This is a genomic window from Paenalcaligenes hominis, assembly GCF_041359055.1.
GTDB classification, from domain to species: domain Bacteria; phylum Pseudomonadota; class Gammaproteobacteria; order Burkholderiales; family Burkholderiaceae_B; genus Paenalcaligenes; species Paenalcaligenes hominis_A.
In genome coordinates, this window is the sequence record NZ_JBGJKZ010000003.1 from 39,089 (window position 1) to 60,493 (window position 21,405).

Annotated in this window: 24 protein-coding genes and 1 tRNA gene; 10 read left to right on the forward strand and 15 right to left on the reverse strand. The window is 47.4% G+C overall.

Features of this window, described 5'->3' with window-relative positions; translation table 11 throughout:
* Positions 1–6: 6 nt before the first annotated feature.
* The gene (gene dusB, locus ACBP46_RS07360) at positions 7–1,038 is read right to left on the reverse strand and encodes a tRNA dihydrouridine synthase DusB (protein WP_371016559.1); all 1,032 of its coding nucleotides are present in this window, start codon (positions 1,036–1,038) and stop codon (positions 7–9) included.
* 7 nt (positions 1,039–1,045) lie between these two features.
* On the reverse strand, positions 1,046–2,197 hold the full coding sequence (locus tag ACBP46_RS07365; protein ID WP_371016099.1) for a monooxygenase: 1,152 nt from the start codon (positions 2,195–2,197) through the stop codon (positions 1,046–1,048).
* A 157-nt stretch (positions 2,198–2,354) separates the two neighbouring features.
* Between ACBP46_RS07365 and ACBP46_RS07370 the strand changes: the two genes are divergently transcribed.
* Together ACBP46_RS07370 and ACBP46_RS07375 are read left to right on the forward strand one after the other, a co-directional pair.
* Positions 2,355–3,221, forward strand: a complete 867-nt coding sequence (locus ACBP46_RS07370) for a cytochrome c oxidase assembly protein (RefSeq protein WP_371016100.1) — start codon at positions 2,355–2,357, stop codon at positions 3,219–3,221.
* 12 nt (positions 3,222–3,233) lie between these two features.
* Positions 3,234–4,712, forward strand: coding sequence for a M48 family metalloprotease (locus ACBP46_RS07375; RefSeq protein ID WP_371016101.1), 1,479 nt, complete (start codon positions 3,234–3,236; stop codon positions 4,710–4,712).
* On the opposite strand, the gene ACBP46_RS07380 is transcribed toward ACBP46_RS07375, so the two are convergent.
* Together ACBP46_RS07380 and ACBP46_RS07385 are read right to left on the reverse strand one after the other, a co-directional pair.
* A complete protein-coding gene (locus ACBP46_RS07380) occupies positions 4,709–5,800 on the reverse strand; it encodes a YheT family hydrolase (protein WP_371016102.1) in 1,092 nt (363 codons plus the stop codon). The genes ACBP46_RS07375 and ACBP46_RS07380 overlap by 4 nt on opposite strands.
* A 37-nt stretch (positions 5,801–5,837) precedes the next feature.
* Positions 5,838–6,041: a zinc-finger domain-containing protein gene (locus ACBP46_RS07385; protein ID WP_371016103.1), complete on the reverse strand. Its 204-nt coding sequence runs from the start codon at positions 6,039–6,041 to the stop codon at positions 5,838–5,840.
* Positions 6,042–6,159: 118 nt separating this feature from the next.
* Between ACBP46_RS07385 and ACBP46_RS07390 the strand changes: the two genes are divergently transcribed.
* From ACBP46_RS07390 to ACBP46_RS07400, 3 genes are read left to right on the forward strand one after another with little or no spacing between them, the layout of a single operon-like run.
* Positions 6,160–6,867 (forward strand): AzlC family ABC transporter permease, encoded by a 708-nt coding sequence (locus tag ACBP46_RS07390; RefSeq protein ID WP_371016560.1) that lies wholly within the window; start codon positions 6,160–6,162, stop codon positions 6,865–6,867.
* Complete coding sequence (locus ACBP46_RS07395) at positions 6,868–7,203, forward strand: AzlD domain-containing protein (protein WP_371016104.1); 336 nt, start codon at positions 6,868–6,870, stop codon at positions 7,201–7,203.
* A 27-nt stretch (positions 7,204–7,230) separates the two neighbouring features.
* On the forward strand, positions 7,231–8,586 hold the full coding sequence (locus tag ACBP46_RS07400) for a DEAD/DEAH box helicase (protein WP_371016105.1): 1,356 nt from the start codon (positions 7,231–7,233) through the stop codon (positions 8,584–8,586).
* Here the strand turns inward: ACBP46_RS07400 and ACBP46_RS07405 are convergent.
* The gene (locus tag ACBP46_RS07405; RefSeq protein WP_371016106.1) at positions 8,566–8,949 is read right to left on the reverse strand and encodes a thioredoxin family protein; all 384 of its coding nucleotides are present in this window, start codon (positions 8,947–8,949) and stop codon (positions 8,566–8,568) included. The two genes, ACBP46_RS07400 and ACBP46_RS07405, sit on opposite strands and share 21 nt — an antisense overlap.
* 59 nt (positions 8,950–9,008) lie before the next feature.
* Between ACBP46_RS07405 and ACBP46_RS07410 the strand changes: the two genes are divergently transcribed.
* The 3 genes from ACBP46_RS07410 to ACBP46_RS07420 all read left to right on the forward strand — a co-directional run bounded on the left by ACBP46_RS07410 (position 9,009) and on the right by ACBP46_RS07420 (position 11,511).
* Positions 9,009–9,812 carry an EI24 domain-containing protein gene (locus ACBP46_RS07410; RefSeq protein ID WP_371016107.1) on the forward strand — a complete coding sequence of 268 codons (804 nt, stop codon included), beginning with the start codon at positions 9,009–9,011 and terminating at the stop codon, positions 9,810–9,812.
* 10 nt (positions 9,813–9,822) lie between these two features.
* Positions 9,823–10,620 carry a competence/damage-inducible protein A gene (locus ACBP46_RS07415; RefSeq protein ID WP_371016108.1) on the forward strand — a complete coding sequence of 266 codons (798 nt, stop codon included), beginning with the start codon at positions 9,823–9,825 and terminating at the stop codon, positions 10,618–10,620.
* 96 nt (positions 10,621–10,716) lie between these two features.
* Positions 10,717–11,511, forward strand: coding sequence for an IclR family transcriptional regulator (locus tag ACBP46_RS07420; RefSeq protein ID WP_371016109.1), 795 nt, complete (start codon positions 10,717–10,719; stop codon positions 11,509–11,511).
* Between the two features lie 37 nt (positions 11,512–11,548).
* Here the strand turns inward: ACBP46_RS07420 and ACBP46_RS07425 are convergent, their stop codons facing one another.
* Positions 11,549–11,842, reverse strand: a complete 294-nt coding sequence (locus tag ACBP46_RS07425) for a DsrE family protein (protein ID WP_371016110.1) — start codon at positions 11,840–11,842, stop codon at positions 11,549–11,551.
* Positions 11,843–12,050: 208 nt separating this feature from the next.
* Between ACBP46_RS07425 and ACBP46_RS07430 the strand changes: the two genes are divergently transcribed.
* Positions 12,051–12,623: a phasin family protein gene (locus ACBP46_RS07430; RefSeq protein ID WP_371016111.1), complete on the forward strand. Its 573-nt coding sequence runs from the start codon at positions 12,051–12,053 to the stop codon at positions 12,621–12,623.
* 140 nt (positions 12,624–12,763) lie between these two features.
* Here ACBP46_RS07430 and ACBP46_RS07435 read toward each other — a convergent pair whose 3' ends face one another.
* The 5 genes from ACBP46_RS07435 to ACBP46_RS07455 form a co-directional block, all read right to left on the reverse strand.
* Positions 12,764–13,807 carry a quinone-dependent dihydroorotate dehydrogenase gene (locus tag ACBP46_RS07435; protein WP_371016112.1) on the reverse strand — a complete coding sequence of 348 codons (1,044 nt, stop codon included), beginning with the start codon at positions 13,805–13,807 and terminating at the stop codon, positions 12,764–12,766.
* A 1-nt stretch (position 13,808) separates the two neighbouring features.
* On the reverse strand, positions 13,809–14,525 hold the full coding sequence (locus ACBP46_RS07440; RefSeq protein WP_371016113.1) for an arginyltransferase: 717 nt from the start codon (positions 14,523–14,525) through the stop codon (positions 13,809–13,811).
* 10 nt (positions 14,526–14,535) lie between these two features.
* The gene (gene aat / locus ACBP46_RS07445) at positions 14,536–15,276 is read right to left on the reverse strand and encodes a leucyl/phenylalanyl-tRNA--protein transferase (protein WP_371016561.1); all 741 of its coding nucleotides are present in this window, start codon (positions 15,274–15,276) and stop codon (positions 14,536–14,538) included.
* A 20-nt stretch (positions 15,277–15,296) separates the two neighbouring features.
* On the reverse strand, positions 15,297–15,878 hold the full coding sequence (locus ACBP46_RS07450) for an NUDIX hydrolase (RefSeq protein WP_371016114.1): 582 nt from the start codon (positions 15,876–15,878) through the stop codon (positions 15,297–15,299).
* Positions 15,879–16,026: 148 nt separating this feature from the next.
* Positions 16,027–16,100, reverse strand: a tRNA-Cys gene (locus tag ACBP46_RS07455).
* A 95-nt stretch (positions 16,101–16,195) separates the two neighbouring features.
* Here ACBP46_RS07455 and ACBP46_RS07460 point away from each other — a divergent pair.
* The gene (locus tag ACBP46_RS07460) at positions 16,196–16,771 is read left to right on the forward strand and encodes a DNA-3-methyladenine glycosylase (protein ID WP_371016115.1); all 576 of its coding nucleotides are present in this window, start codon (positions 16,196–16,198) and stop codon (positions 16,769–16,771) included.
* A gap of 15 nt (positions 16,772–16,786) precedes the next feature.
* Here ACBP46_RS07460 and ACBP46_RS07465 read toward each other — a convergent pair whose 3' ends face one another.
* From ACBP46_RS07465 to ACBP46_RS07480, 4 genes are all read right to left on the reverse strand, one after another.
* A complete protein-coding gene (locus tag ACBP46_RS07465; RefSeq protein WP_371016116.1) occupies positions 16,787–16,981 on the reverse strand; it encodes a YqaE/Pmp3 family membrane protein in 195 nt (64 codons plus the stop codon).
* Positions 16,982–17,095: 114 nt separating this feature from the next.
* A complete protein-coding gene (gene ggt / locus ACBP46_RS07470) occupies positions 17,096–18,871 on the reverse strand; it encodes a gamma-glutamyltransferase (protein WP_371016117.1) in 1,776 nt (591 codons plus the stop codon).
* On the reverse strand, positions 18,861–20,495 hold the full coding sequence (locus ACBP46_RS07475; RefSeq protein WP_371016118.1) for an acyl-CoA synthetase: 1,635 nt from the start codon (positions 20,493–20,495) through the stop codon (positions 18,861–18,863). The genes ggt and ACBP46_RS07475 overlap by 11 nt, the downstream gene beginning before the upstream one ends.
* The gene (locus ACBP46_RS07480; RefSeq protein ID WP_371016119.1) at positions 20,496–21,302 is read right to left on the reverse strand and encodes an enoyl-CoA hydratase; all 807 of its coding nucleotides are present in this window, start codon (positions 21,300–21,302) and stop codon (positions 20,496–20,498) included. It lies immediately after the preceding gene.
* Positions 21,303–21,405 lie beyond the last annotated feature (103 nt).

Genomic DNA, 21,405 nt, shown 5'->3' on the forward strand with positions numbered 1-21,405 from the left:
AAACGGTCAGCGCAAAACGGTGTCAGGGTCCACTGAGACAGAGGTTTGCGTAAAGAAATCATGAGGGTTGTGCTGATCAAACCAGCGTGCTACGGCATCGAGTTGCTGCTTAGTACATTCAATTTTGTTGATGGTGGCAAGCCACTCTGCAGCATCAGGGGAGTCAGATAAATACCAACCTATATGCTTGCGAGCTGAACGCACACCAATAAACTCACCATAAAAATCATAGTGGTCTTCAAGATGATCAAGCAAGACTTGCTTCATTTCACCGTAGGTGGGGGGCGCTAATAATGTGCCATGCTGGAGGTAATGGTGTATCTCACGAAAAATCCAGGGGCGTCCCTGAGCGGCTCGCCCGACCATAATGGCATCGGCCTCAGTATAGTCTAGAACGAACTTAGCTTTTTGTGGTGAGTCTATGTCGCCATTAGCAATAACGGGAATGGTTAGCGCGGCCTTAACTTCCCGAATTGTATCGTATTCAGCCTCACCTTGGTAAAAGTCACAGCGTGTGCGTCCATGTAAAGTAAAAGCGCTAATGCCGGCGTCTTCGGCGCGCTTTGCGACTTGTAATGCATTTTTATGGGTGCGGTCCCAACCTGTACGTGTTTTTAACGTAACGGGAATGTTGTGTGGGGTACACGCATTGACCACGGCTTCGACAATGCGAGCCACTAAGTCTTCGTCTTTGAGTAAGGCGGAACCTGATAAGACATTGCATACTTTTTTGACAGGGCAGCCCATATTGATGTCAATGATATGGGCACCGCGATCAATATTAAATAAAGCGGCTTCGGCCATCATGGCAGGATCTGAGCCGGTAATTTGTACAGCAATGGGGTCGGGTTCCCCTTTGTGGTCTAAGCGCCGTGACGTTTTGACGCTATCCCATAGTTTAGGGTTGCTAGCTGCCATTTCAGTAACGGCATACTCTACACCTAAGGCTTTACACAGGCGGCGATATGGGCGATCGGTTACGCCTGCCATGGGAGCCACAAAAGCACGGTTGGCAAATTGCCACGAGCCAATTTTCATCATAAAGCTAAGTGCGTAAACCTTGGAGTAATTGTCGAGCCAATGGAAGACGAGCCCCTGCGATTAAGTCCATAGATAACAGACCTAAACCACATGCATGCTGGACCAGAGGGTTCTGTGTAGCAAAGAGACGCGGTAATACATCGGTAATGGAACCAGTAAGCCAACGGTCGGTTTGACGGTGTTGAGCATACTGCTCTAAGTACGGTTGAATGTCAGTTAGAGGCTGCGCTTGCCATGCTTTAAGACTAAGAGCAAGCTGGCCTACATCACGTAAGCCTAAGTTTAACCCTTGTCCTGCCACAGGGTGTAGGGTTTGTGCAGCATTGCCTATTGCAACTTGGTAAGGTGATGGCAGGCTTGGACCAGCCGCTAAACCTAGCGGGAAAGAAATGCGTTCGCTGACTAAATGCAAACGCCCTAATCGAGCACCAAATTGTGTTAAGAGCTCGCGTTCAAATTCAGCAGTATCTAGCCCTAAAAGATGTTGGGTACGAGCCGGGGAGTTACACCAAACTACCGCATAACAGTCGTTTTGGTTGGGATGTGGCAATAGCGCTAAGGGGCCGTGAGACGTAAAGCGTTCATAGGCCCACTGAGATCGAGGACGCTGACTTTGTACTGTAGCAAGCAGCGCGTATTGGTTGTACTCACGTAGAATTTGCTGGGGACGCACCCCGTCAGACTGAATAGCTAGCCGTGCGGTATACGTGGTGTATTGATGCGTGAGGTGTGCATGACCTGAGAACGACCGCACATTGACTGGGTGCTCAACTTCTATGTATTGGACTGCGCTTTGTTGTAACTGACTGCGTAATTTAGTTAATAAGTCGTCATAATTCACCACATGGCCTAAGTGTTGTACTCCTAGTTCTTGGGGCGTGATGATGGTGCGACCAAGACGCCCTTTTTGTGACACATGGACGTGACGAATAGCCGCTGCTGGTGTAGGCCATGCCGATAAAGGTTCAAGTAGTTGTTGACTGCCATGATTGAGCGCCAGTGTACGTGGGTCAAGCTTTTGGCCTTGGGCTGGCACGGCTTGGCCAAAGACGGCAATGCGGCTGGGGTCTGGATGCTGAGCTTGCAGCAATAATGCAACAGAACAGCCTACTGGGCCGGCTCCACAAATGGCTATATCAAAATCAGGGCGGGTCATAACGAGTTAAAGAGCTTATGAGCACTAGGTGCGTGATGAACGAAATATCCGTATTGTAATGGATAGTTGAAAAGTCGCAGGGAAACTTTAGCGTAAATGCGAAGCCTAATCGTTATCGCGTAAACTATACTTTCTTTTATTTGGCATTACACACCCAATGACATTATTGGATTGGCTCACTCCGTGGGAGTTTTCTCCCGTGCTACTGGCTCTATTTGCTCTGAGCGGATTTTTATTTTGGCGTGGCTCTCGCGTTCGCAAGGTCCAGACAGGCCGTCAATGGCTGTTTTGGATAGGTTGGATAGCGCTGTATTTGAATCTGCACACGATGGTGGATTATTACTCCGAGCGCATGTTTTTTATTCACCGCATTCAGCATTTGTTTTTGCATCATTTGCTGCCTTTCATCATTATGTTGGCTTATCCAGGGCAGGTTATGCGAGCCGCTTTGCCTTTGTCTTGGCGTAAGCGGGGACGTGACTTTTTACAATATCAAGCCGTTGGTCAAGCCTTACAGCGTTTCTTTACGCATCCCGTCCTAGTACCTATTTTATTTGTATTTTTTGTATTGGTTTGGTTGTTGCCTACGCCTCAGTTTTATTCCATGATTGATTGGCGCTTGTATCGCGTTATGAACTGGTCTGTGGTGATTAGTGGTTTCATGTATTGGAATTTAATCTTGGATCGCAGACCACATCCGCCTAGTGCAATGCGACCTTGGGGGCGAGTGGTATCGCCACTATTAACGATGGCCCCACAAATAGCAGTAGGTATTTATATTACGTTTGCCACGCAGGATTTGTACCCTATTTTCGATCTTTGTGGGCGGGCTTTACCTGGGTTTGATGCGTTAAAAGACCAGGCCGTGGGTGGGTTGGTAATGTGGGTGGCTGCGGGGTTGGTGGAGATGTTTGGTTTTGTGTATGCTCTAGCCACTGTACTTAGACTTTCAGCTAAAGGCCGCCTGCATTCAGAACTACTGACGCATTTGCACCTTGCTTCGCGCCCTAAGCTCTCTTCATAATATGAGGCAACGATGAAAAAACTGACTCGGTTCGTCGTGATAGCAGGGTTGAATTTAAGCCTGAGCTTAACGCCTGCGTGGTCACAGCCTATGGGTATTCCTAGCATGGGCTCAGCCTCTGGGGCCGAGTTATCACCCAACCTGGAGCGTACTTTAGGTGATGCCATCATGGAGCAAGGACGGCGCGATCCTCATTATGTGGCCGAGCCTGTGATCACCCAGTACTTAACGCAATTAGGGCAAAAACTAGCCAAGCACTCGCCAGTACCTCTGCATTATCCTATTCAAGTCTTTGGTATGCGCGATGCCAGCATTAACGCTTTTGCTTTACCGGGTGGCTATGTGGGTATTAATACAGGGCTCATCACTGCCGCTGAGAGTGAGTCAGAGCTTGCTTCGGTGGTAGCGCATGAAATTGCCCACGTGGCCCAACGACACGTAGCCAGAGGGATGACGCAAAGCTCTAGCTCCAGTCATTTGATGTTGGCCTCATTAGTGGGGGCCTTATTAGCTGGATTAGCCGGTAGTGCAGATTTAGCCATGGGGGTAGCGACTTTTGGGCAAGCTGCCGCTGTAGATAGGCAATTAGGTTTTTCACGTCAAGCCGAGCAAGAGGCGGATCGTGTGGGCTATCAAATGCTGAAAGGTGCAGGTTTTAAGCCCCAAGGCATGGCAGCTATGTTTAAGCGCTTAATGCAAAATGCTCGCTTAAATGAGTCAGGGCAAAGCTATGCCACGACTCACCCTCTATCAGCACAGCGTTTAGCCGATGTAGAAAACCGATTAATGTCATCACCAGCAACCAATACGTCTGTAGAAAGTGATGATTTTTGGTTCGTACAAGCGGCTGCTTTGGTATTGCAGTCTACCAGTGGCTCTGCATTGCAAAGCATACAGCAACGCTTTCAAAGTTTAGCTAGCAGTCGGTCGGGGGCCGCTCAGGCTGCTGCATTTTATGGGCTGGCGTATATTGCTAAAAATCGAAAGCAATACACACAAGCCCAACAGTACCTCGCACAAGCGCAGCAAATTAAGACTCCTTCACCTTTGCTAGATGTGTTGCAGATAGAGCTTGAGTTGGATCAAACACAGTTTGCCCAAGCGCTGCTAACGGCACAGACAGCATGGCAACGTTGGCCTCAGAATCAGGCTGTAGCATTAGGTGTAGTGGCCGCGATGCAAAAACAAGCGCCTATTAGTACCCAAATTGATTTCTTACAACAGCGTATTGATCAGTGGCCTGAAGAGGCACGCTTCTATCAGCTCTTAGCCCAAGCTCTAGAAAAAAATAATCAGCCCATTGCAGCACGAGAGGCCATGGCTCAGTATTATGTGTTAGTGGGGGCTGTTTCTAGTGCTGTTAGTCAATTACAGCAGGCGCGCACTCTCAGCACAGATTTTTACGAGCAATCAACCCTAGACACACGTATACGAGAGCTACGCGAGCAGTTAGAACGAGATCGTTTGCTTTTAGAGCGTTTTAAGGGCTAAGTACGGGTTTCGAAAAACCGTGCTAAGCGCAAGGGTAGCCAGTGAATATGCCCAGGAAAAGCACCACTGACAAAACCGACATGACCCCCATTTTGAGGTTGATGCAACAGAACCGCATCGGAGCAATCCTGTGGCTGAGCTAAAGAGTTTTCCGGAATAAACGGGTCGTTTTTAGCGTTAAGCATCAGCGTAGGGGTGCTAATTTGCCCCAACAAAGGCTTGCTTGAGGCCTGTGTCCAGTAATCCAAAGCATGTTGGTAGCCATGCATAGGCGCTGTATATACATCATCAAAGTCGCGTAGAGTGCGAGCTTGACCTAGACGTAAAATATCAATCATGCCAGGGAAGCGCTTGGACTTTTCAAAGATTTTACTGCGCATTGTTTTTAAAAAATGGGGGCAGTAAATGCGGCGTCCGGCAAAGCCTTCGGATAGGTGACGACCACAGCTGACCAAGTCTGAAGGTGCAGAGATAGCCGCAGCGGCTTCGATCCAGTTGCAAGCAGAGCCTTGTTCACCCAGATATTTCAATAAAGCATTGCCGCCCAAAGATACCCCTACTGCATGCCACTGCGCATAAGGAAGCTTTTGCCTTACGGTATCTAAAATAAACTTTACTTCCTCGCTGTCCCCAGAGTAATACGAACGTGCCATGCGATTAGGGAACCCAGAGCACCCCCGAAAATGGGCTACTACGACTATCCAGCCTCTGGCTCGGAAGTACTGAGCAATGGCTTGGGCATAATGGCTTTTACTGCTGCCCTCAAGACCATGAAAAATAACAAGAGCTTGAACTTGATGGTTTTGAGGTAGCTGATCCCAGTCCTGATCTAATACCCATCGCCTTGCTGCTGTTTGACTAAGATGTGAGTCTTTAGGGGCCGTTTTGCCATTAGGTAGACGGTCTGCAAATAGACCGGGCCCTGTCCAGTCGAGATCAAGAAAGTCGCCATCAGGCGTGTTAATGCGTTGACGTACAAAATTAATACGCTGATGGTGCGCTAAATAGGCACCATAAATGGTTTGAAGGTGTCCGCCCGGTAGCCAAATAGGGGAAGGGCAGTCGGAAAGATCTATTTTGGCGGTCACAAGTAATACAAACGCAATAAAGGGTCAAATAATAGGGTTATTCGGGGTGGTTTTCAGGAACCAGTTGGTAGGTAGCGCTACAATAAGGACAGCTAGCACGCCCCTCTTTTTCTATTTCTATATAAACTCGGGGATGCATATTCCATAAAGGAGCATTGGGTGGTGGACAATATACCGGTAAATCTGCTTCGGTCACAAAATGGGTTTCAGACTGCTGCTGGGCATTTGGGACTGCACTCATAGTGGCTCCTTTAGGGCAAATAAGCGAATGATGGGTAATTGTAGCAAGCCCAGAGAGTCAACGTGCATTTAACACAGGGGATAGAGTGTTTTTATTTAACAAGTTCTGGCCTGGGGCTATATCCGATCGAAAACGCTATTATTTTAGCCTAGGTTTAAAGGATACGGCGGCACCTTTAATTGCGACGGGTATTTGGGGGTTTGTAACGGGCATTGCTATGATGAAATCAGCCTTAGGCGAAAGCTTTTCGGCACTGATGACATTAATGGTATATGCCGGCTCAGCCCAATTGACCTCTTTACCTTTAATCAACAGCAATTCACCACTCTGGCTGATCTTTGTTGCTGGCATGATCGTAAATATACGCTTTATTATATTTTCTGCTGCTTTACAGCCTTTTTTTAGGCATTTGGCCTGGTATAAGCGATTACTTTTAGGCTATATCACTACCGATATGGGGTTTGTGTTGTTTATCTCACGCTTTGGTCATGACTCAACTCGAGAGCGAATGCGCCACGTGTGGTATTTTTTAGGGTTGGTTATTCCCAATTGGTTAGTGTGGCAAACCACGTCATTTATGGGTATATATGCTGGGCGTTTGGTGCCCGAGTCGTGGGGGATTGAATACGCTGCGGTTTTAGCGTTGCTAGCTGTGGTGGTGCCTCTTTTGAAAACACGACCTTTTATCATGTGCTTGGTTGTTGCAGGTCTAGTAGCGTGGGCAGGGCAACTGTTGCCGTTACGGATGGGGCTTGGGGCTGCTGTCATTGCTGGGGTGATTGCAGGCGTGGTGACTGAGCAACTTCAAAGCAAAAGAGAGACCTAAATGGCATTAACACAGTATGATTGGTATATTTTAGGGGTAGTTGTCTGTTTAACCTTGGTTAGTCTTATTTCCAGATCTAGCTACTTCCTTTTTGGTGATCACCTTCCCCTACCTGAAAGTGTGCGTAGTGCATTACGTTATGCACCTGTGGCTGCCTTAACTGCCATTATTATCCCAGAAATTTTTCCTTGGTCGGCTCACGACGCACCGAGCCTAGACCTTAATAAACTCATTGCTGCTGCAGTGGCTGTTTTGGTTTATTTGCGTACGCAAAGCACCGTATTATTAATGATAGCGGGCATCGCCATTTACGCCTTGGGCAAAGTATTTTTCTAAGACCCAGCAGCGCTATATACATACTAAATGAAAGAAACATCTACAGATACAGTTACTAGCTTTTCTAGCTTTGGATTACATCCCGATTTATTGTCTTCAATCTTAGCGGCAGGTTATTCCACTCCTACTCCTATTCAAGCACAAGCGCTTCCAGTCGTTATGCAAGGGCGTGACGTCATGGGGGCAGCCCAAACAGGAACGGGAAAAACCGCTGCATTTTCGTTACCTATTTTGCATCGTTTGATGCCTTTTGCTACGCATAGTGCGTCGCCTGCTCGGCATCCTGTCCGCGCCCTGATTTTAACCCCCACTCGCGAGCTAGCCGACCAGGTTGGGGAAAGCGTAAAGCTTTATTGTAAAAATACACCACTGCGCTCAGCTGTGGTTTTTGGTGGTGTAGATATTCATGCGCAACGCGATGAGTTGCGTCGTGGCTGTGAGATTTTAATTGCCACGCCCGGGCGCTTGCTTGATCACATTGAGCAGAAAAACGTTAATTTATCCCAAGTCGGTATTTTGGTATTGGACGAGGCCGACCGGATGCTGGACATGGGCTTTTTGCCTGATTTAGATCGTATTGTGCGCCAGCTACCTCCGCAGCGCCAAAGTCTATTGTTCTCGGCAACATTTAGTCCCGAAATCCGCAAGCTGGGAAATAACTTTTTAAATAATCCAGTTAGTATCGAAGTGGCGGCACGCAATGCCACCGCAGATACCGTGCAACAAAGTGCTTATAGCGCAGAGGGCGATGAGAAACGTCAAGCTGTTATACACGTAGTGCGTAGCAAGAAACTTAGCCAAGTGATTGTGTTTACGAACACCAAAGCGGGGGCAGCGCGCTTAGCTCGTCAGCTTGAGCGCGACGGCATTAAAGCCGAATCCATTCATGGCGACAAAAGCCAGCTTGAACGCATGAAAGTGCTAGAAGCCTTTAAAAGCAACCAAGTTGAAGTACTGGTCGCAACCGATGTAGCGGCTCGTGGCCTAGATGTGGCGGGTGTACCGTGTGTGATTAACTTTGACTTGCCTTTTAATGCAGAAGACTATGTGCATCGTATCGGGCGTACAGGCCGTGCCGGGGCCAAGGGCGAGGCAATTGCCTTGGTTAGCACAGAGGAAATGCACTTATGGGCAGATATTCAAAAACTAACCGGTAAAAAGCTCAGTTTGCAACGTCTTAATCTGCCTGCGGCTTCAAGCCGACAGCGCGAACCTAATCGTCGTCAATACAAAGCACAAGATGAAATCTTTTATAAGCCGTATCAGCCCAATTCAACTACAGCACCACGTACGCAGACTGCGCCGCGCCGATCGGGTGCTGCAGGTGTAAGCCATAGCAAAAAGCGTAGTGTGGGCATTTTGCTAGGTGGCGGCTACTACTAGAGCGTTAAAGTCGGCAGCGGTATGTGTAAAGATAGGTTGTTTGCTTGCTTGTTGCAATAACCGATCTAAGTGCTCTGCAAAAGGCAACAAGGGACCATAAAATACGGTCCCTTTTTTATTTTGGATAAGAATAGTAGGGAAGTCTTCGATGTCTTCGTCAATTAAAAGATCTTCGTGCTCCTCTATGTCTACCCATACAAAAAGATGTTGGGGATATTTTTGTTCGAGTTGAGCTAGTTGTGACTCAAACCCAGCACAGGTTTTGCACCACGCTGCGCAATAGCACACGATAACAAATTGATCTGCCTGCAGCGCTTCCAACCCCTGTAGCAGTTCAGTACGATTTTTTTCTGGATAAAGCACTTTTTCACCTTAAAATCAAAAAGCAGTGCTTTGATTATGCCAAATTAACGTGTTCTTGTATGAATCATTCAGTTATTTCTTCTACTCAATCTTCCTCTCCTTGGCGACGAGTACGTGTTGCATTTAGTCGGGCGCTAACTTCTCAGTTGCATCCCAAGATGCTGGCAGCACTTGTTATGCCTTTTTTAGTGGCATTGCTCGGCGCTGTCCTATTGTTGTGGTTCTTTTGGACACCCCTAAAAGAGCATATTGCGCTGTGGTTAACACAGTGGGGTATTTTTACAGAACAACCCGACCTTTGGTTGGTCGGAGCAGGCTTATTTGCGATTAAGTTCTTTATTGTGCCTTTGCTAACAGCGGGAGCTTTATTGCCTATTGCTGGCATTGCCGGTCTGATTGTATCGGCTGTATTGGTGATGCCACTGGTATTAGCTTTTGTGCAAAAAAAACAAGCTGCGCCCATTCATAAGCACGGTCAGTTTGCTCTGAGTTACAGCGCAGGCAATGCGTTGTGGGTGGGCTTTTTATTTATTGTGGGCTGGTTAGTGACTTTACCCCTGTGGTTAATTGGTCCTTTAGCATTGATTTTGCCTGTTTTTTGGTGGGCTTTTGCTTTTACCCGTTTGCTACGAGTGGACTCCATGGTTGAGCATGCGAGTGCCAAGGAGCGTAAAATTCTTTTAGCACGACACAATAAAGAATACTGGTTTATGGGTATGATGTTGTCATTGTTAAATTTGCTCCCGCTAGCGTGGTTTGTACTCCCCGTTTTTTCTGCGTTGGTGTTTGCGCACTTTAATTTAGCAGCCTTAGCTGAATTACGCGCAGAGCAAACTGAGCCAATGGAATTAATGCCCTTATAAGGATGCAGCAATGAGTCAACCCCACATTCGATTGATTATTATTGGTGATGAGATTTTGTCGGGTCGTCGCGAAGACAAACACTTTGCACGACTGGTCGAGCTGCTTAAAGAGCGAGGTTTAGCGTTACACAGTGCACAAATTATTTCCGACGATCCCGATCACGTAGAAACCGTACTGCGACAAAGTTTTGCTACGGATGATATTGTGTTTAGTTGTGGCGGTATTGGGGCCACTCCTGACGATCAAACACGCCAAGCGGCCGCCCGTGCTTTAGGTTTAGAGTTAGCTTTGCACCCGCAGGCTGCTGCTTTAATTGCCGAGCGCACCAAAGAACAAGCAGAGGCAGGCCAAGGGGATGCGGATATGTCATTACCTGAAAACCAACAGCGTCTTCAGATGGGGGTATTTCCAGTCGGTGCCGATATTGTGCCCAACCCCTACAATAAAATTCCGGGGTTTTTCATACGCAATCATACCTTTATGCCGGGTTTCCCTGTGATGGCATGGCCCATGATGGAGTGGACTTTAGACAACCGCTACAGCCACTTGCAGCATCAAACGGTCAAAGCTGAACATTCTTTTCTTGCTTTTGGCTTACCCGAGTCACGCATCACCCCATCGCTTGAGCAGTTAGAGCGCCAATGGCCAGGCATCAAAGCATTTAGCTTACCCAGCGTAGGTGACAACCAGCGTCGGGCCCATATTGAACTAGGCGTAAAAGGGGAACCCCAAGCCTGTGCTGAAGCATTAGCTTTCTTACGCAGCGAAGTGGAGCGCGTAGGCGGTAAACTGACAGTAATAGACTAAAGTGGGGCTTGCCATGTTATGGGAAATTTCATAACATGGAATTGTTGCGATGCATCAATATCGCGTGCCATCCGGCTTTTTTGGTGTGAAACAAATATGTCCACGACAAGTTTTAGCTCTGGTTTAATTACTATTCAGGTGTTGGAGCGCGCTATGCTGCTTCTGGATGAACTGGCGCGTCAATCCGAACCCATGGCCCTAAAAGATTTAGCCAAGGCCACTGGGTTGCATACATCTACAGCGCATCGAATATTGAATGATTTGGTGGTGGGGCGCTATGTAGAGCGCGTGGATAGCGGCGTGTATCGGCTAGGTATGCGTTTATTAGAGCTCGGTTCTTTAGTGAAAGGGCGCTTAAACGTGCGCACTGTGGCGATTGATGCTATGCGCGAACTGCACAAAATTACTGGTCAAACGGTCAACTTGGCTTTAAAACAAGCTGATGAGATTGTGTATGTAGAACGAGCCTGGAGTGAAACATCGGGCATGCAGGTGGTACGTGCTATTGGTGGTCATGCTCCATTGCATTTAACTTCTAGCGGAAAACTCTTTTTGTCCGAGCTAGACCCACGCCAAGTACGAGCCTATGTAATGCGTACAGGGTTGGCTGGAAACACGCGCAACAGCATTACCCAAATGGCCGAGCTTGAAAATGAATTGGCTCTAGTACGGCGTCATGGCTATGCTCGCGATAACGAGGAGCTAGAGCTAGGTGTGCGTTGTATAGCCGCAGGCATTTATGACGATGCAGGAACCTTGGTGGCAGGCTTGTCTTTATCTGCACCGGCAGAACGCCTGCGTGATTCATGGATTCCCACTTTGCAAGACACGGCTCGGGAGATCTCGATAGGTTTAGGCTTTGAGCCTTTGTTAGCGTCTTCTCCGGCCTAAAAACAAGCCTCTATACTGGTTCATGCCTTAGGCTCTATTAAGCCCTAACGTAAACCCATCCTTCTTGTTGTTTTTCAATTAAATACACGATGGCAGCGGGAACCACTTGTTGTGTTCCTGCTTGTTGGTGCGTGTTTTTCAATGTGTTCTCACATACGCGTAACAATGCGTCCGTATTGTGTGCTTGAGCCAGAGCGGCAGCGACAGCACCAGCGTTCACTACAATTTCGACTTCGGCCTCGGGCATACTAAGCAATAAGTTGTTGGCATTGTTGCGTGCACGCTGCAGTGAATCAGCACAGGCGGCATGAATAATAACTCGTGTTGTCATGGTTAATCTCCTTTAATACTAATGCTATTTGCTGTTTTAGCACCACGAAAAATAAGAGCTAAAAGCAGGTACTTGCTATTCAATTAATACCTAGTACAATGAAATTGTTGCGGTGCAACATGAAGGTGGTCCTCAGGGTAAACGCTGTAAGGGTTGAACCTTCATCTACTATTTTCCTTTAACTATCAAAGTATTACGAGGAAGCATCATGAGTCCATCTGCACAACAGTTTATTGAATCCCAACAACGCAACCTAGATAATGCCATTGCTATGCAAAACGCACTTTTCTCTGGTTTTGAGAAGCTGGTGTTATTGAATCTTGGTTTAGTGAAAAGCTCTTTAGAGGATCTCTCTGCGAAAACTCAGCAAGTCACAAACTTACAGGATGTGCAACAAGCTGCTAAGCTTGTGGGTGAGGTAAGCAAACCTTCTGCTGAGCAAGCCTTGAGTTACAGCAAAAATGCCTATAGCATTTTAAATGAGGTGCAAAAAGAGATCATTAGCCTAACGGAAAAACAAATTGCTTCAAACCAGCAGCAAGCCGTAGAGCTAGTCGAGCAATTAGCAAAGAAAGCGCCTACTGGCAGTGAAAGTAGTGTAGCGCTTTTAAAAGCTGGATTGCTTGCAAGCACCAACTTAACTGATACAATTTTAAAAGCTGGGCGTCAGGCAGCCGAATTGCACGAGTCCAATGTTAATGCCGCTACCGGCGCAGCATTTAAAACGGCAGAGCAGGCCGCCGAGGTCGTAGAAAAAAATTTAGCTCGAGCTCGTAACTAAACGAGTTCAGCTCCGAATTACTTTGATGTACTAGGGGTAGTACTATCAAGGTAATACTTGGCATAAATTTATTTATGTCATTCCTGTGTGGTGTGTTGTTTTTTTATAGCCCTTAGCGTCATGCTAAGGGCTTTTTTGCTTTAACGCGTCAAATTGCGCAAGGCATCTACACAGTCGCGAATTAACAAAGGACCTTGATAGATAAGTCCGGTGTAAATCTGAACAGCATTTGCGCCAGCTTGAAACTTTTCTACGGCTTGTAGCCCTGAGTAAATGCCGCCTACACCAATTAGAGGATAATCGGCACCTAATTGCGCACGTAAACGTGCTAAGACCTCTAAAGACAGCGCATGTACGGCTGGGCCTGACAACCCCCCTTGTTCATTAGCGTGGGGCTGTCCTGCCACAGCGTCTCGCGTTAGGGTGGTGTTGGTGGCGATAATGCCATCTATCTGCGTTTGTTGAACAGCATGAGCAATACTGTCTATTTGTTCTATCGAGAGGTCAGGAGCGATTTTGACAACGATGGGTACATAGCGTTGGTATTGCTGTTGAAGCGCTTGGCGACGTTCATTTAAAGCACTCAGTAGGCCAATCAATTCATTTTCTGCCTGCAAAGCCCGTAAATTTTGGGTATTAGGCGAGGAAATATTAACCGTTACATAGTCAGCATGGGGATAAACGCCGTCTAAGCCTTTGAGGTAATCGCTAGTGGCTTCTTCAATAGGGGTAGCTGCATTTTTGCCTATATTTAACCCTAGGATGCCACCGTGTTGATGCCATTGGCTTTGTTTGACGTTTTGAATGAATTGATCTAGCCCTTGGTTATTAAAACCAAAACGGTTAATTAGGCTTTGTTTAGCGGGTATACGAAATAAACGCGGCTTAGGGTTGCCTGATTGAGCCAATGGGGTCACTGTTCCTACTTCGACAAACCCAAACCCCAGCGCACCCAGAGCGTCAATATGGGCTCCATTTTTATCTAAGCCCGCAGCCAAACCCACTGGATTCTTTAAGCTTAATCCCATCAGCTCCGTGGGCAGAGAAAGATCTTGTTTAAGTAAGCTACCAGCAAGCTGATGCACTCGATCTAATGCTTTTAATGTGAATTCATGGGCTTGCTCTGCGTCCATTTTAAAAAGAAGAGGACGAACTAAGCCGTAGGTATGAAGAAGTAAGGACATATTAGGGTGACGGCGCGATCCATTGGCCATTGGAAAAAAGTTGATAAGGGGTAAAGCGTGTTTTGTAAGCCATTTTACGACTTTGTTTGATCCAGTAGCCTAAATAAAGCCAATCCAGTTGTTTTTGTTGGCAATAACGGGCTTGCCAAAGAATGGCATATGTACCTAGCCCAGAAATAGTCGGATTGAAAAAAGTATAAACGGCTGATAAACCAGAGGGAACTTCATCAACCAGTGCCACCATAACCAGCTCGGTCCCGTCTTTGAATTCGAGTAAATAGGAGTTCACGTAGCTAGTCAGCAAAAAATCAATGTATTGTGAGCTGTCGTCATTATCCATTTCGGAGCCACTATGGCGAGCAGCTTGATATTGACGATATAAAGCGTAGTGATCGTCTTGCCAAGCCAGCGCTCTGCGATAGACTTGCAAGTGGCTAAAGCGTTTTAGAGTGCGACGTTGACCACGACTGGGTTGAAAATTTTGTACATCTAAACGAATAGGCATACATGCTTGGCAGTAGTTACATTGCGGCTTGTAGGTAAAAGTGCCACTACGCCTAAATCCGTTTTCTAATAGCGTTGGATACGTTTGGCTTGTGACAAGGTAGGACGGTGCTGCCACCAAAGAGCGTGCACGCTCTTCGGGCAAGTAACTACAGGGGTAGCTACTTGTTAGATAAAACTGGATGGTCTTTGATGTTGAATGAATACCCCTCATAGGATTTTCCTTATTGAGCTGGGTAAAGCTGTCCTTGTGCACTAAGCTGACCTTGCCCCCACGGTGTCGTGTCAGCGCTCGTTAACTGTTTTAGCAGTTGGCTAAACTCAGTACGAGCAATAGTGGTAGCACCTAAACTAAGCAGGTGAGCTGTTTCTTGTTGGCAGTCTATGTATTTAATCCCATGTGCGTTGTGTAAATAACGCGTCAAGTAATACAACGCAATCTTACTTGCATCACTGATCAGGCTAAACATGGATTCACCAAAAAAGAATTGTCCTAACTGAACACCATACAAGCCACCTACCAACTCGGCATCTTTCCAGACTTCAATGCTATGGGCATGATTGATTAAATGCAGATTGTAATACGCATGAATAATATCAGCCGATATCCAGGTGCCTTCTTTATGACGTCGTGTTTGCGAACACAGCTGAATAACCTGTAAAAAAGCCATGTTGGTGGTAACACGCAATCTAGGCGTAGGGGAGAATTCGTCTCGAGCAACTTGCCGGCAGCGTTTGGCTAAGGACTTCGATACTTTGAATTGATCGCAGCGCAGTATGGTCCTAGGGTCAGGTGACCACCATAAGATAGGTTCGCCTTCATTAAACCAAGGAAATAAGCCGTGACTATACGCATTTAAAAGGCGCGAGATGGATAAATCTGCGCCTGCTGCGACCAGACCATTGCTTAGAGCCATTTCCACAGACGGAAATGGACTATGAGCATCAATCCAAGGGATAGAGATCAATGGCATAAAAGCAAGGATTATAAGTTTTCGTTTAGGCTGTAGTAATGAATGTCGAATTGGCCTCGTTTATGATCGGCTAAAAAATGCTCGATGGTGGTGCTAACCGTTCTAAAAGACAGGTTATCCCATGGGATCGCATCAAACTCAAAGTACGCGGCTTCAAGGGATTCGGGGCCAGGGTTTAAAGCCGGGTCAGTGACCTTGGCTAAATAATAAACATGGACTTGGCCTGCATTAGGCACATCAATGAGAGTAAAGAGTTGACCTAGCTCTAGGCCTGCAATACCGGCTTCTTCATCGGCTTCACGCAAAGCCCCTTCGCTGGTGCTTTCTTTTAGTTCCATAAAACCGGCAGGCAGCGTCCATGTATTGGCGCGTGGTTCAATAGCACGCTTACACAACAGAATTTTATTTTCCCAAATGGGAACAATACCTACTACATTGCGCGGATTTTGATAATGGACTGCACCGCATTGTAAACACACGTCGCGAACACGGTTGTCATCGGGAGGGATAATGCGCGCTAACGGGTTTGCGCATTGTGTGCAATAAGTAATGGTGCGTGGGCAGGGGAAGTAAAAATCAGATGGCTTAGTCATAAGTGCGGCTGCTCGTTAATATCATTTGATTGTAGATCAGTTGTCTACAGATATACAAAGCTTTGGCAATAGCAGTGCACGCCGAGTGTGGAAAACAAAGATGCAATGAAAAAGGCCTAGGTAAAAATACCTAAGCCTTTGAAATCTTTGGAGGCGCAAACCGGAATCGAACCGATCTACACGGATTTGCAATCCGGTGCATAACCACTCTGCCATTGCGCCGCAAAAAAATGATTATATCAATAAGAAACGGTTAAGGCAAGAGACTCCAAAGCCTGCTACAGTAAGAGGCAGTTCAAATTTAAGAGGGACGTAGTGTGTCGAAGCTTAAACGAGATTTTTACGCAAATCCGAATTGTGCTCAGGTAGCACAACAGTTAATTGGTAAAACGCTAGTGGTTCATAGGCCTGGACAGCCCAAGCGGGCGGGGCGCATAGTAGAAACCGAGGCCTACTTAGGCCCACATGACTTAGCAGCGCACTCCTCTAAGGGGGTTACAGCGCGTACCCAAATTATGTTTGGGGAACCAGGTCATGTCTATGTATATTTAATTTATGGTATGCATCACTGCATGAACTTAGTGAGTGGGCCGGTGGGCAGTGGGTCTGGGGTATTGCTTAGAGCACTAGAGCCTGTTGAGGGAATCCTATTACCAACGAATGGACCAGGTCGTTTGTGTAAAGCACTTGGGGTAACGCGTGCGGATTATGGCACGGATGTGTGTGAGGATCAGATTTATGTATTAGATACGCCACTGGCCCCGGGTGAGCAGGTCGAAAAAAGCCCCCGTATTGGGGTGGATTATGCGGGTGAGTGGGCCCAGGAGTTGTTGCGGTTTTCAATGAAAGATAACCCGTATGTATCCAAGCCCAGAAAAAGTAAAGCCACCTAAAAGGTGGCTATTTGCTTAGATACGTCCACTAAGAGTGTTACGGATTTTTTTGTCGGTGTTGTATTGGCTTAGAGCATAGGTTGCCCAAATGGCGGCTGGAATCCAACCAATTAACGTAATTTGCAAAATTAAGCACAAAATGCCGGCAAGAGGGCGACCAATGGTAAAAAACACCATAAAAGGCAAGAAAATAGCAAGAAGCAAGCGCATGAATGAATCCTTTGGGTCAAGCTAAATAATAGTGTGCATTATAAGAATGATTCATGACATCGAATGTAAAAGAATGTGTAGAGCAAGCCGCTTTAACAGCGGCTTGCTTACAGTTTAATACCCTAATGTGGAGCCATCAGGATTGCGTGGATCAGAATAGCCCCACAACATATCGCCTTCGCGCTGTACGGTTTGGGTGCGCCCCATTGATGCTTTAACACTAACTTTGTGACCACGCTCTTCAAGTAAGCGTGTGGTGTCTAGATTTAAACCTTGCTCAACGCGTAGCTCGTCGGGGGTCCATTGGTGATGAACACGTAATGCCGAGGCAGACTCAGCGGGATTCATATCGTAATCCACTAGGTTCGTGACGGTTTGTAAAACGGTCGTGATAATGCGAGCACCGCCTGGGCTGCCTGTAACAAGCACAGGTTGTCCATCTTTAAGAAGTAAGGTGGGCGTCATTGAGGAAAGAGGACGCTTGCCAGCGGCTACAGCATTGGCTTCACCACCTACTAAACCATAAGCATTTGCCACGCCAGGTTTAGCTGAAAAGTCATCCATTTCGTTGTTAAGCAAAATGCCTGTACCGGCTGCTACGATGCCTGTGCCAAAGTTGGTATTTAGGGTGTAGGTGACAGCGACCGCATTGCCTTGCTTATCCATAATGGAGTAATGAGTGGTTTGATCACTTTCATAGGGGTGCGGTTTGCCTGGTTTAATTGCTTGGGCGGGGGTGGCGGTGTTGCTAATGCGCTGCGCTAACTCATCGGCGTAGCGCTTAGATATCAATCCATTCAAAGGAACTTCAACAAAATCAGGGTCACCGAGGTATTCTGCGCGATCGGCATAGGCTAGTTTCATGCTTTCTGCCATGTGGTGAATGGATTGAGCGCTATTATGCCCCCATTCTTTTAAGGGCCAACGTTCAAGCATATTTAGGATTTGAATAAGGTGAGCACCACCCGAAGAGGGCGGAGGCATAGTCACAATCTCATAACCTCGGTAGTTGCCACGCACAGGTTGACGCTCAATGGATTGGTAGCTGGCGAGATCATTAAGAGTGATCGCACCGGGATAGGGCTGCATTTCTTGGGCTATGCGCCGTGCGATATCCCCTTTATAGAAAGCGTAGCTGCCTTGCTGAGCAATTTGACGCAGGGATTTAGCCAGGTCTTTTTGGACTAGCTTGTCGCCGGCGTTAAGTGGGGCACCGTTGCGCCAAAAAATAGCCGTTGTAGTAGGCCACTGCCCCATATTGTCTGCAGAGGCGGCGAGTACTTTGGCCAAGGTTTCGCTAACGGTAAAGCCTTGTTCGGCTAAGTCGATAGCAGGTTGCATGACACGATGTAATGGCATAGAGCCCCATTTTTTTAAGGCATGCTCTAGGCCAGAAACTGTACCAGGAACCCCTACGGCATAATGGGTAAATAACGATTTGCCATCGATGACATTGCCCTCAGGGTCTAGGTATAAGTCGCGGTGTGCGCCAGCTGGGGCGCTTTCCCTGAAGTCCAGCGCTATATCTTGGCCGCTGGCCGCGTCATGATACATCATAAAACCACCGCCCCCGATGTTGCCGGCGTTGGGCAGCACCACAGCCAAAGCAAAACCAACCGCTACTGCAGCATCAACGGCATTGCCTCCTTGTTGCAAAATACTAAGGCCAATTTCAGAGGCGAGATGGTGCTCGGATGAGACCATGCCATTTTTAGCCACCACGGGGTGAAACACAGAAAGGGTGTGATCGTAGGCAGCTGCTACGGCTTGAGTCGCTGCCGTTTGAGTGGGGAGTTGGCTAGTTGGCTGGTGAGCGCAGGCACCAAGTAGAGCAATAAGCGCGGCACCTACTGTTAGGCGCATATGTAGAGAGGTGTTTTTATTGGACATTAACTTGTTCTCGCAAAAGGAATTTTTGTACTTTACCGGTAGAGGTACGGGTCAATTCGCCAAAAACATATTTTTTAGGCAATTTATAGCGTGCTAGATGGAGTTCACAATGGTGATGGAGCTGGGCTTCAGTAGGAGGGGTGATATCCGGTCTGAATTCCACAAAAGCAGCAGGCACTTCCCCCCATTTTTCATCTTGCATTGCGACCACCGCCACCGCTGCTACGGCAGGGTGTAACAGCAAAACCTCTTCAATTTCTAGAGATGCTATGTTTTCTCCTCCTGAAATAATGACGTCTTTAGCGCGGTCCCGTATTCGAATGTAGCCATCCGACTCGACCACCGCTAAGTCGCCCGTGTGGAACCAACCACCAGCAAAGGCTTCTGCGGTGGCTTGGGGGTTTTTTAAATAGCCTTTCATGACTAAATTGCCTCGTACCATGATTTCACCCAATGTTTTGCCGTCGTGAGGCACCGCAAGCAAAGTAGTAGGGTCAAGCACTTGGGCGTCTTCTAGCAGCGTATACGGCACCCCTTGGCGACTTTTTTTCGCAACGCGCTCATCCACAGAGAGCCGGGCCCAATCGGGTTGGTTAACACAGCCTAACGACGGGCCATAGGTTTCTGTTAAGCCGTAGACATGAATAACATTAAAACCAATTTCCTCCATACGTTTAAAAACAGAAGCCGGCGGTGGGGCCCCAGCAACCAAGCCGTGAACGGTGTGATCAATGCCTACGCGTAGCTCGGCTGGAGCATCGGCAATCATGGAGTGCACAATGGGAGCACCGCAAAAATAACCGACCTGATGGGTACGAATTTGCTCTAGTATTACGGTGATATCGACGCGTCGTAAACACACATTGGTGCCGCCCACCAAGGCTAATACCCAAGGAAAACACCAGCCATTGCAGTGAAATAAAGGGAGAGTCCATAGATATACGGCGTTTTGCGGCATTTGTGCTGCAAAGACATTGCTGATAGCCGCTAAATACGCGCCACGGTGGTGCGTGACCACCCCTTTAGGGTTGCCTGTGGTACCAGAGGTATAGCTTAGAGCGATGGCATCCCATTCGTCTTGAGGGAGTTGCCAATTAAAATTTGGGTCGCCTTTTGAAATAAACGCTTCGTACTCGTATTTTCCAATACGGCGTGCAGAGCCAAAATACGGGTCATCTACATCAATAACAATAGGTTTTGGCTCTGTCATGAGTTTGAGGGCTTGGTCAATAACAGAGATGAACTCAGGGTCTACAAAAAGTACCTTGCATTGGCAGTGGTCGAGCATAAAGGCTAGAGCTGCAGCATTGAGACGAATATTAAGCGTATTGAGAACAGCGCCGCTCATGGGGACACCAAAATGCAGCTCATACATGGCTGGAATATTGGGAAGCATGGCGCTTACCGTATCACCCGCTTTGATGCCTAATGAAGCAAGAGCGCTAGCAAGTTGTTTGCTACGTGTATAGGTTTGGGACCAGGTATAGCGTTTTTTGTTATATACCACGGAGGTGATAGTAGGAAAGGTGTGGGCGGCACGCTCCAGAAAACTGAGGGGGGACAGAGGGGTGTAATTTGCCGTGTTTTTTTCTAAGCCATCGTTATACGGGTTGGGGCTAAGCATTTACGACTCCTCTAAGTGTGCAGGGGGGTGCCAATGGGCCGGACGTTTTTCAATAAAGGCGCTTAGGCCTTCGAGGGCGTCTTCTTCCATCATGTTTTGAGCCATTACCTGTGCAGCATGCGTATAGGCTTGGGTAAGAGGCATCTCTAGCTGCTCGTAGAATAAACGTTTGCCATAGCGTATAGCCGTGGCGTTTTTGGAGAGAATTTGGTTGGCTTTGTCTTGAATGGTTTGATCGAGTTGCTCGGGGGAAACCACTTGATTGATAAGACCCCATTGCAGGGCTGTTTGGGCATCAATAAAACGCCCTGTTACCAGTAAATCAAATGCATGCTTAGGGCTAAGATTGCGTGATAACGCAACGGCAGGGCTAGAGCAAAATAGACCCACATTAATACCTGATACGGCAAATTGAGCTTGAGTGGAAGCAATCACCAGATCACAACTGGCTACTAGCTGGCAGCCTGCAGCTGTTGCTAGCCCATGAACCTTGGCGATTACAGGTATACGTAATCGTTGTAGCCCTTGCATAACATGAGCGCATTGCGTAAATAGCTGTTGGTAATACGTAAGTTGAGGCGAGGCGCGCATTTGTTTTAAGTCATGACCAGCACAAAATGCTTTGCCTTTGGCTTGGAGAATGACCAGACGGGCCTGGGGATTTTGATCTATGGCTTCGATGTGGCGCTGTAACGCTTGTAGTAACTCGTGAGAGAGCGCGTTGAATTGATGGGGACGATTTAGCTCTAGGGTGACGACACCACCGTGTTCAGTGCATAAAACTAAGGGCGATTCTTGGTCAAGCATTGTCTACTCCAACCATGAAAGGGTTCGTTTTTGTATTAGTACTGTGATAACTTTACACAAAGCCCCTCAAGAGTGCGATACCTCCTAGGGTTAATATCGGTTT

Bases quoted from the DNA above. Each gene is read 5' to 3' on its own strand.
- dusB (WP_371016559.1), bottom strand. From the start codon at position 1,038: ATGAAAATTGGCTCGTGGCAATTTGCCAACCGTGCTTTTGTGGCTCCC.
- ACBP46_RS07365 (WP_371016099.1), bottom strand. From the start codon at position 2,197: ATGACCCGCCCTGATTTTGATATAGCCATTTGTGGAGCCGGCCCAGTA.
- ACBP46_RS07370 (WP_371016100.1), top strand. From the start codon at position 2,355: ATGACATTATTGGATTGGCTCACTCCGTGGGAGTTTTCTCCCGTGCTA.
- ACBP46_RS07375 (WP_371016101.1), top strand. From the start codon at position 3,234: ATGAAAAAACTGACTCGGTTCGTCGTGATAGCAGGGTTGAATTTAAGC.
- ACBP46_RS07385 (WP_371016103.1), bottom strand. From the start codon at position 6,041: ATGAGTGCAGTCCCAAATGCCCAGCAGCAGTCTGAAACCCATTTTGTG.
- ACBP46_RS07395 (WP_371016104.1), top strand. From the start codon at position 6,868: ATGGCATTAACACAGTATGATTGGTATATTTTAGGGGTAGTTGTCTGT.
- ACBP46_RS07400 (WP_371016105.1), top strand. From the start codon at position 7,231: ATGAAAGAAACATCTACAGATACAGTTACTAGCTTTTCTAGCTTTGGA.
- ACBP46_RS07410 (WP_371016107.1), top strand. From the start codon at position 9,009: ATGAATCATTCAGTTATTTCTTCTACTCAATCTTCCTCTCCTTGGCGA.
- ACBP46_RS07415 (WP_371016108.1), top strand. From the start codon at position 9,823: ATGAGTCAACCCCACATTCGATTGATTATTATTGGTGATGAGATTTTG.
- ACBP46_RS07420 (WP_371016109.1), top strand. From the start codon at position 10,717: ATGTCCACGACAAGTTTTAGCTCTGGTTTAATTACTATTCAGGTGTTG.
- ACBP46_RS07425 (WP_371016110.1), bottom strand. From the start codon at position 11,842: ATGACAACACGAGTTATTATTCATGCCGCCTGTGCTGATTCACTGCAG.
- ACBP46_RS07430 (WP_371016111.1), top strand. From the start codon at position 12,051: ATGAGTCCATCTGCACAACAGTTTATTGAATCCCAACAACGCAACCTA.
- ACBP46_RS07435 (WP_371016112.1), bottom strand. From the start codon at position 13,807: ATGTCCTTACTTCTTCATACCTACGGCTTAGTTCGTCCTCTTCTTTTT.
- ACBP46_RS07440 (WP_371016113.1), bottom strand. From the start codon at position 14,525: ATGAGGGGTATTCATTCAACATCAAAGACCATCCAGTTTTATCTAACA.
- ACBP46_RS07450 (WP_371016114.1), bottom strand. From the start codon at position 15,878: ATGACTAAGCCATCTGATTTTTACTTCCCCTGCCCACGCACCATTACT.
- ACBP46_RS07465 (WP_371016116.1), bottom strand. From the start codon at position 16,981: ATGCGCTTGCTTCTTGCTATTTTCTTGCCTTTTATGGTGTTTTTTACC.
- ggt (WP_371016117.1), bottom strand. From the start codon at position 18,871: ATGTCCAATAAAAACACCTCTCTACATATGCGCCTAACAGTAGGTGCC.
- ACBP46_RS07475 (WP_371016118.1), bottom strand. From the start codon at position 20,495: ATGCTTAGCCCCAACCCGTATAACGATGGCTTAGAAAAAAACACGGCA.
- ACBP46_RS07480 (WP_371016119.1), bottom strand. From the start codon at position 21,302: ATGCTTGACCAAGAATCGCCCTTAGTTTTATGCACTGAACACGGTGGT.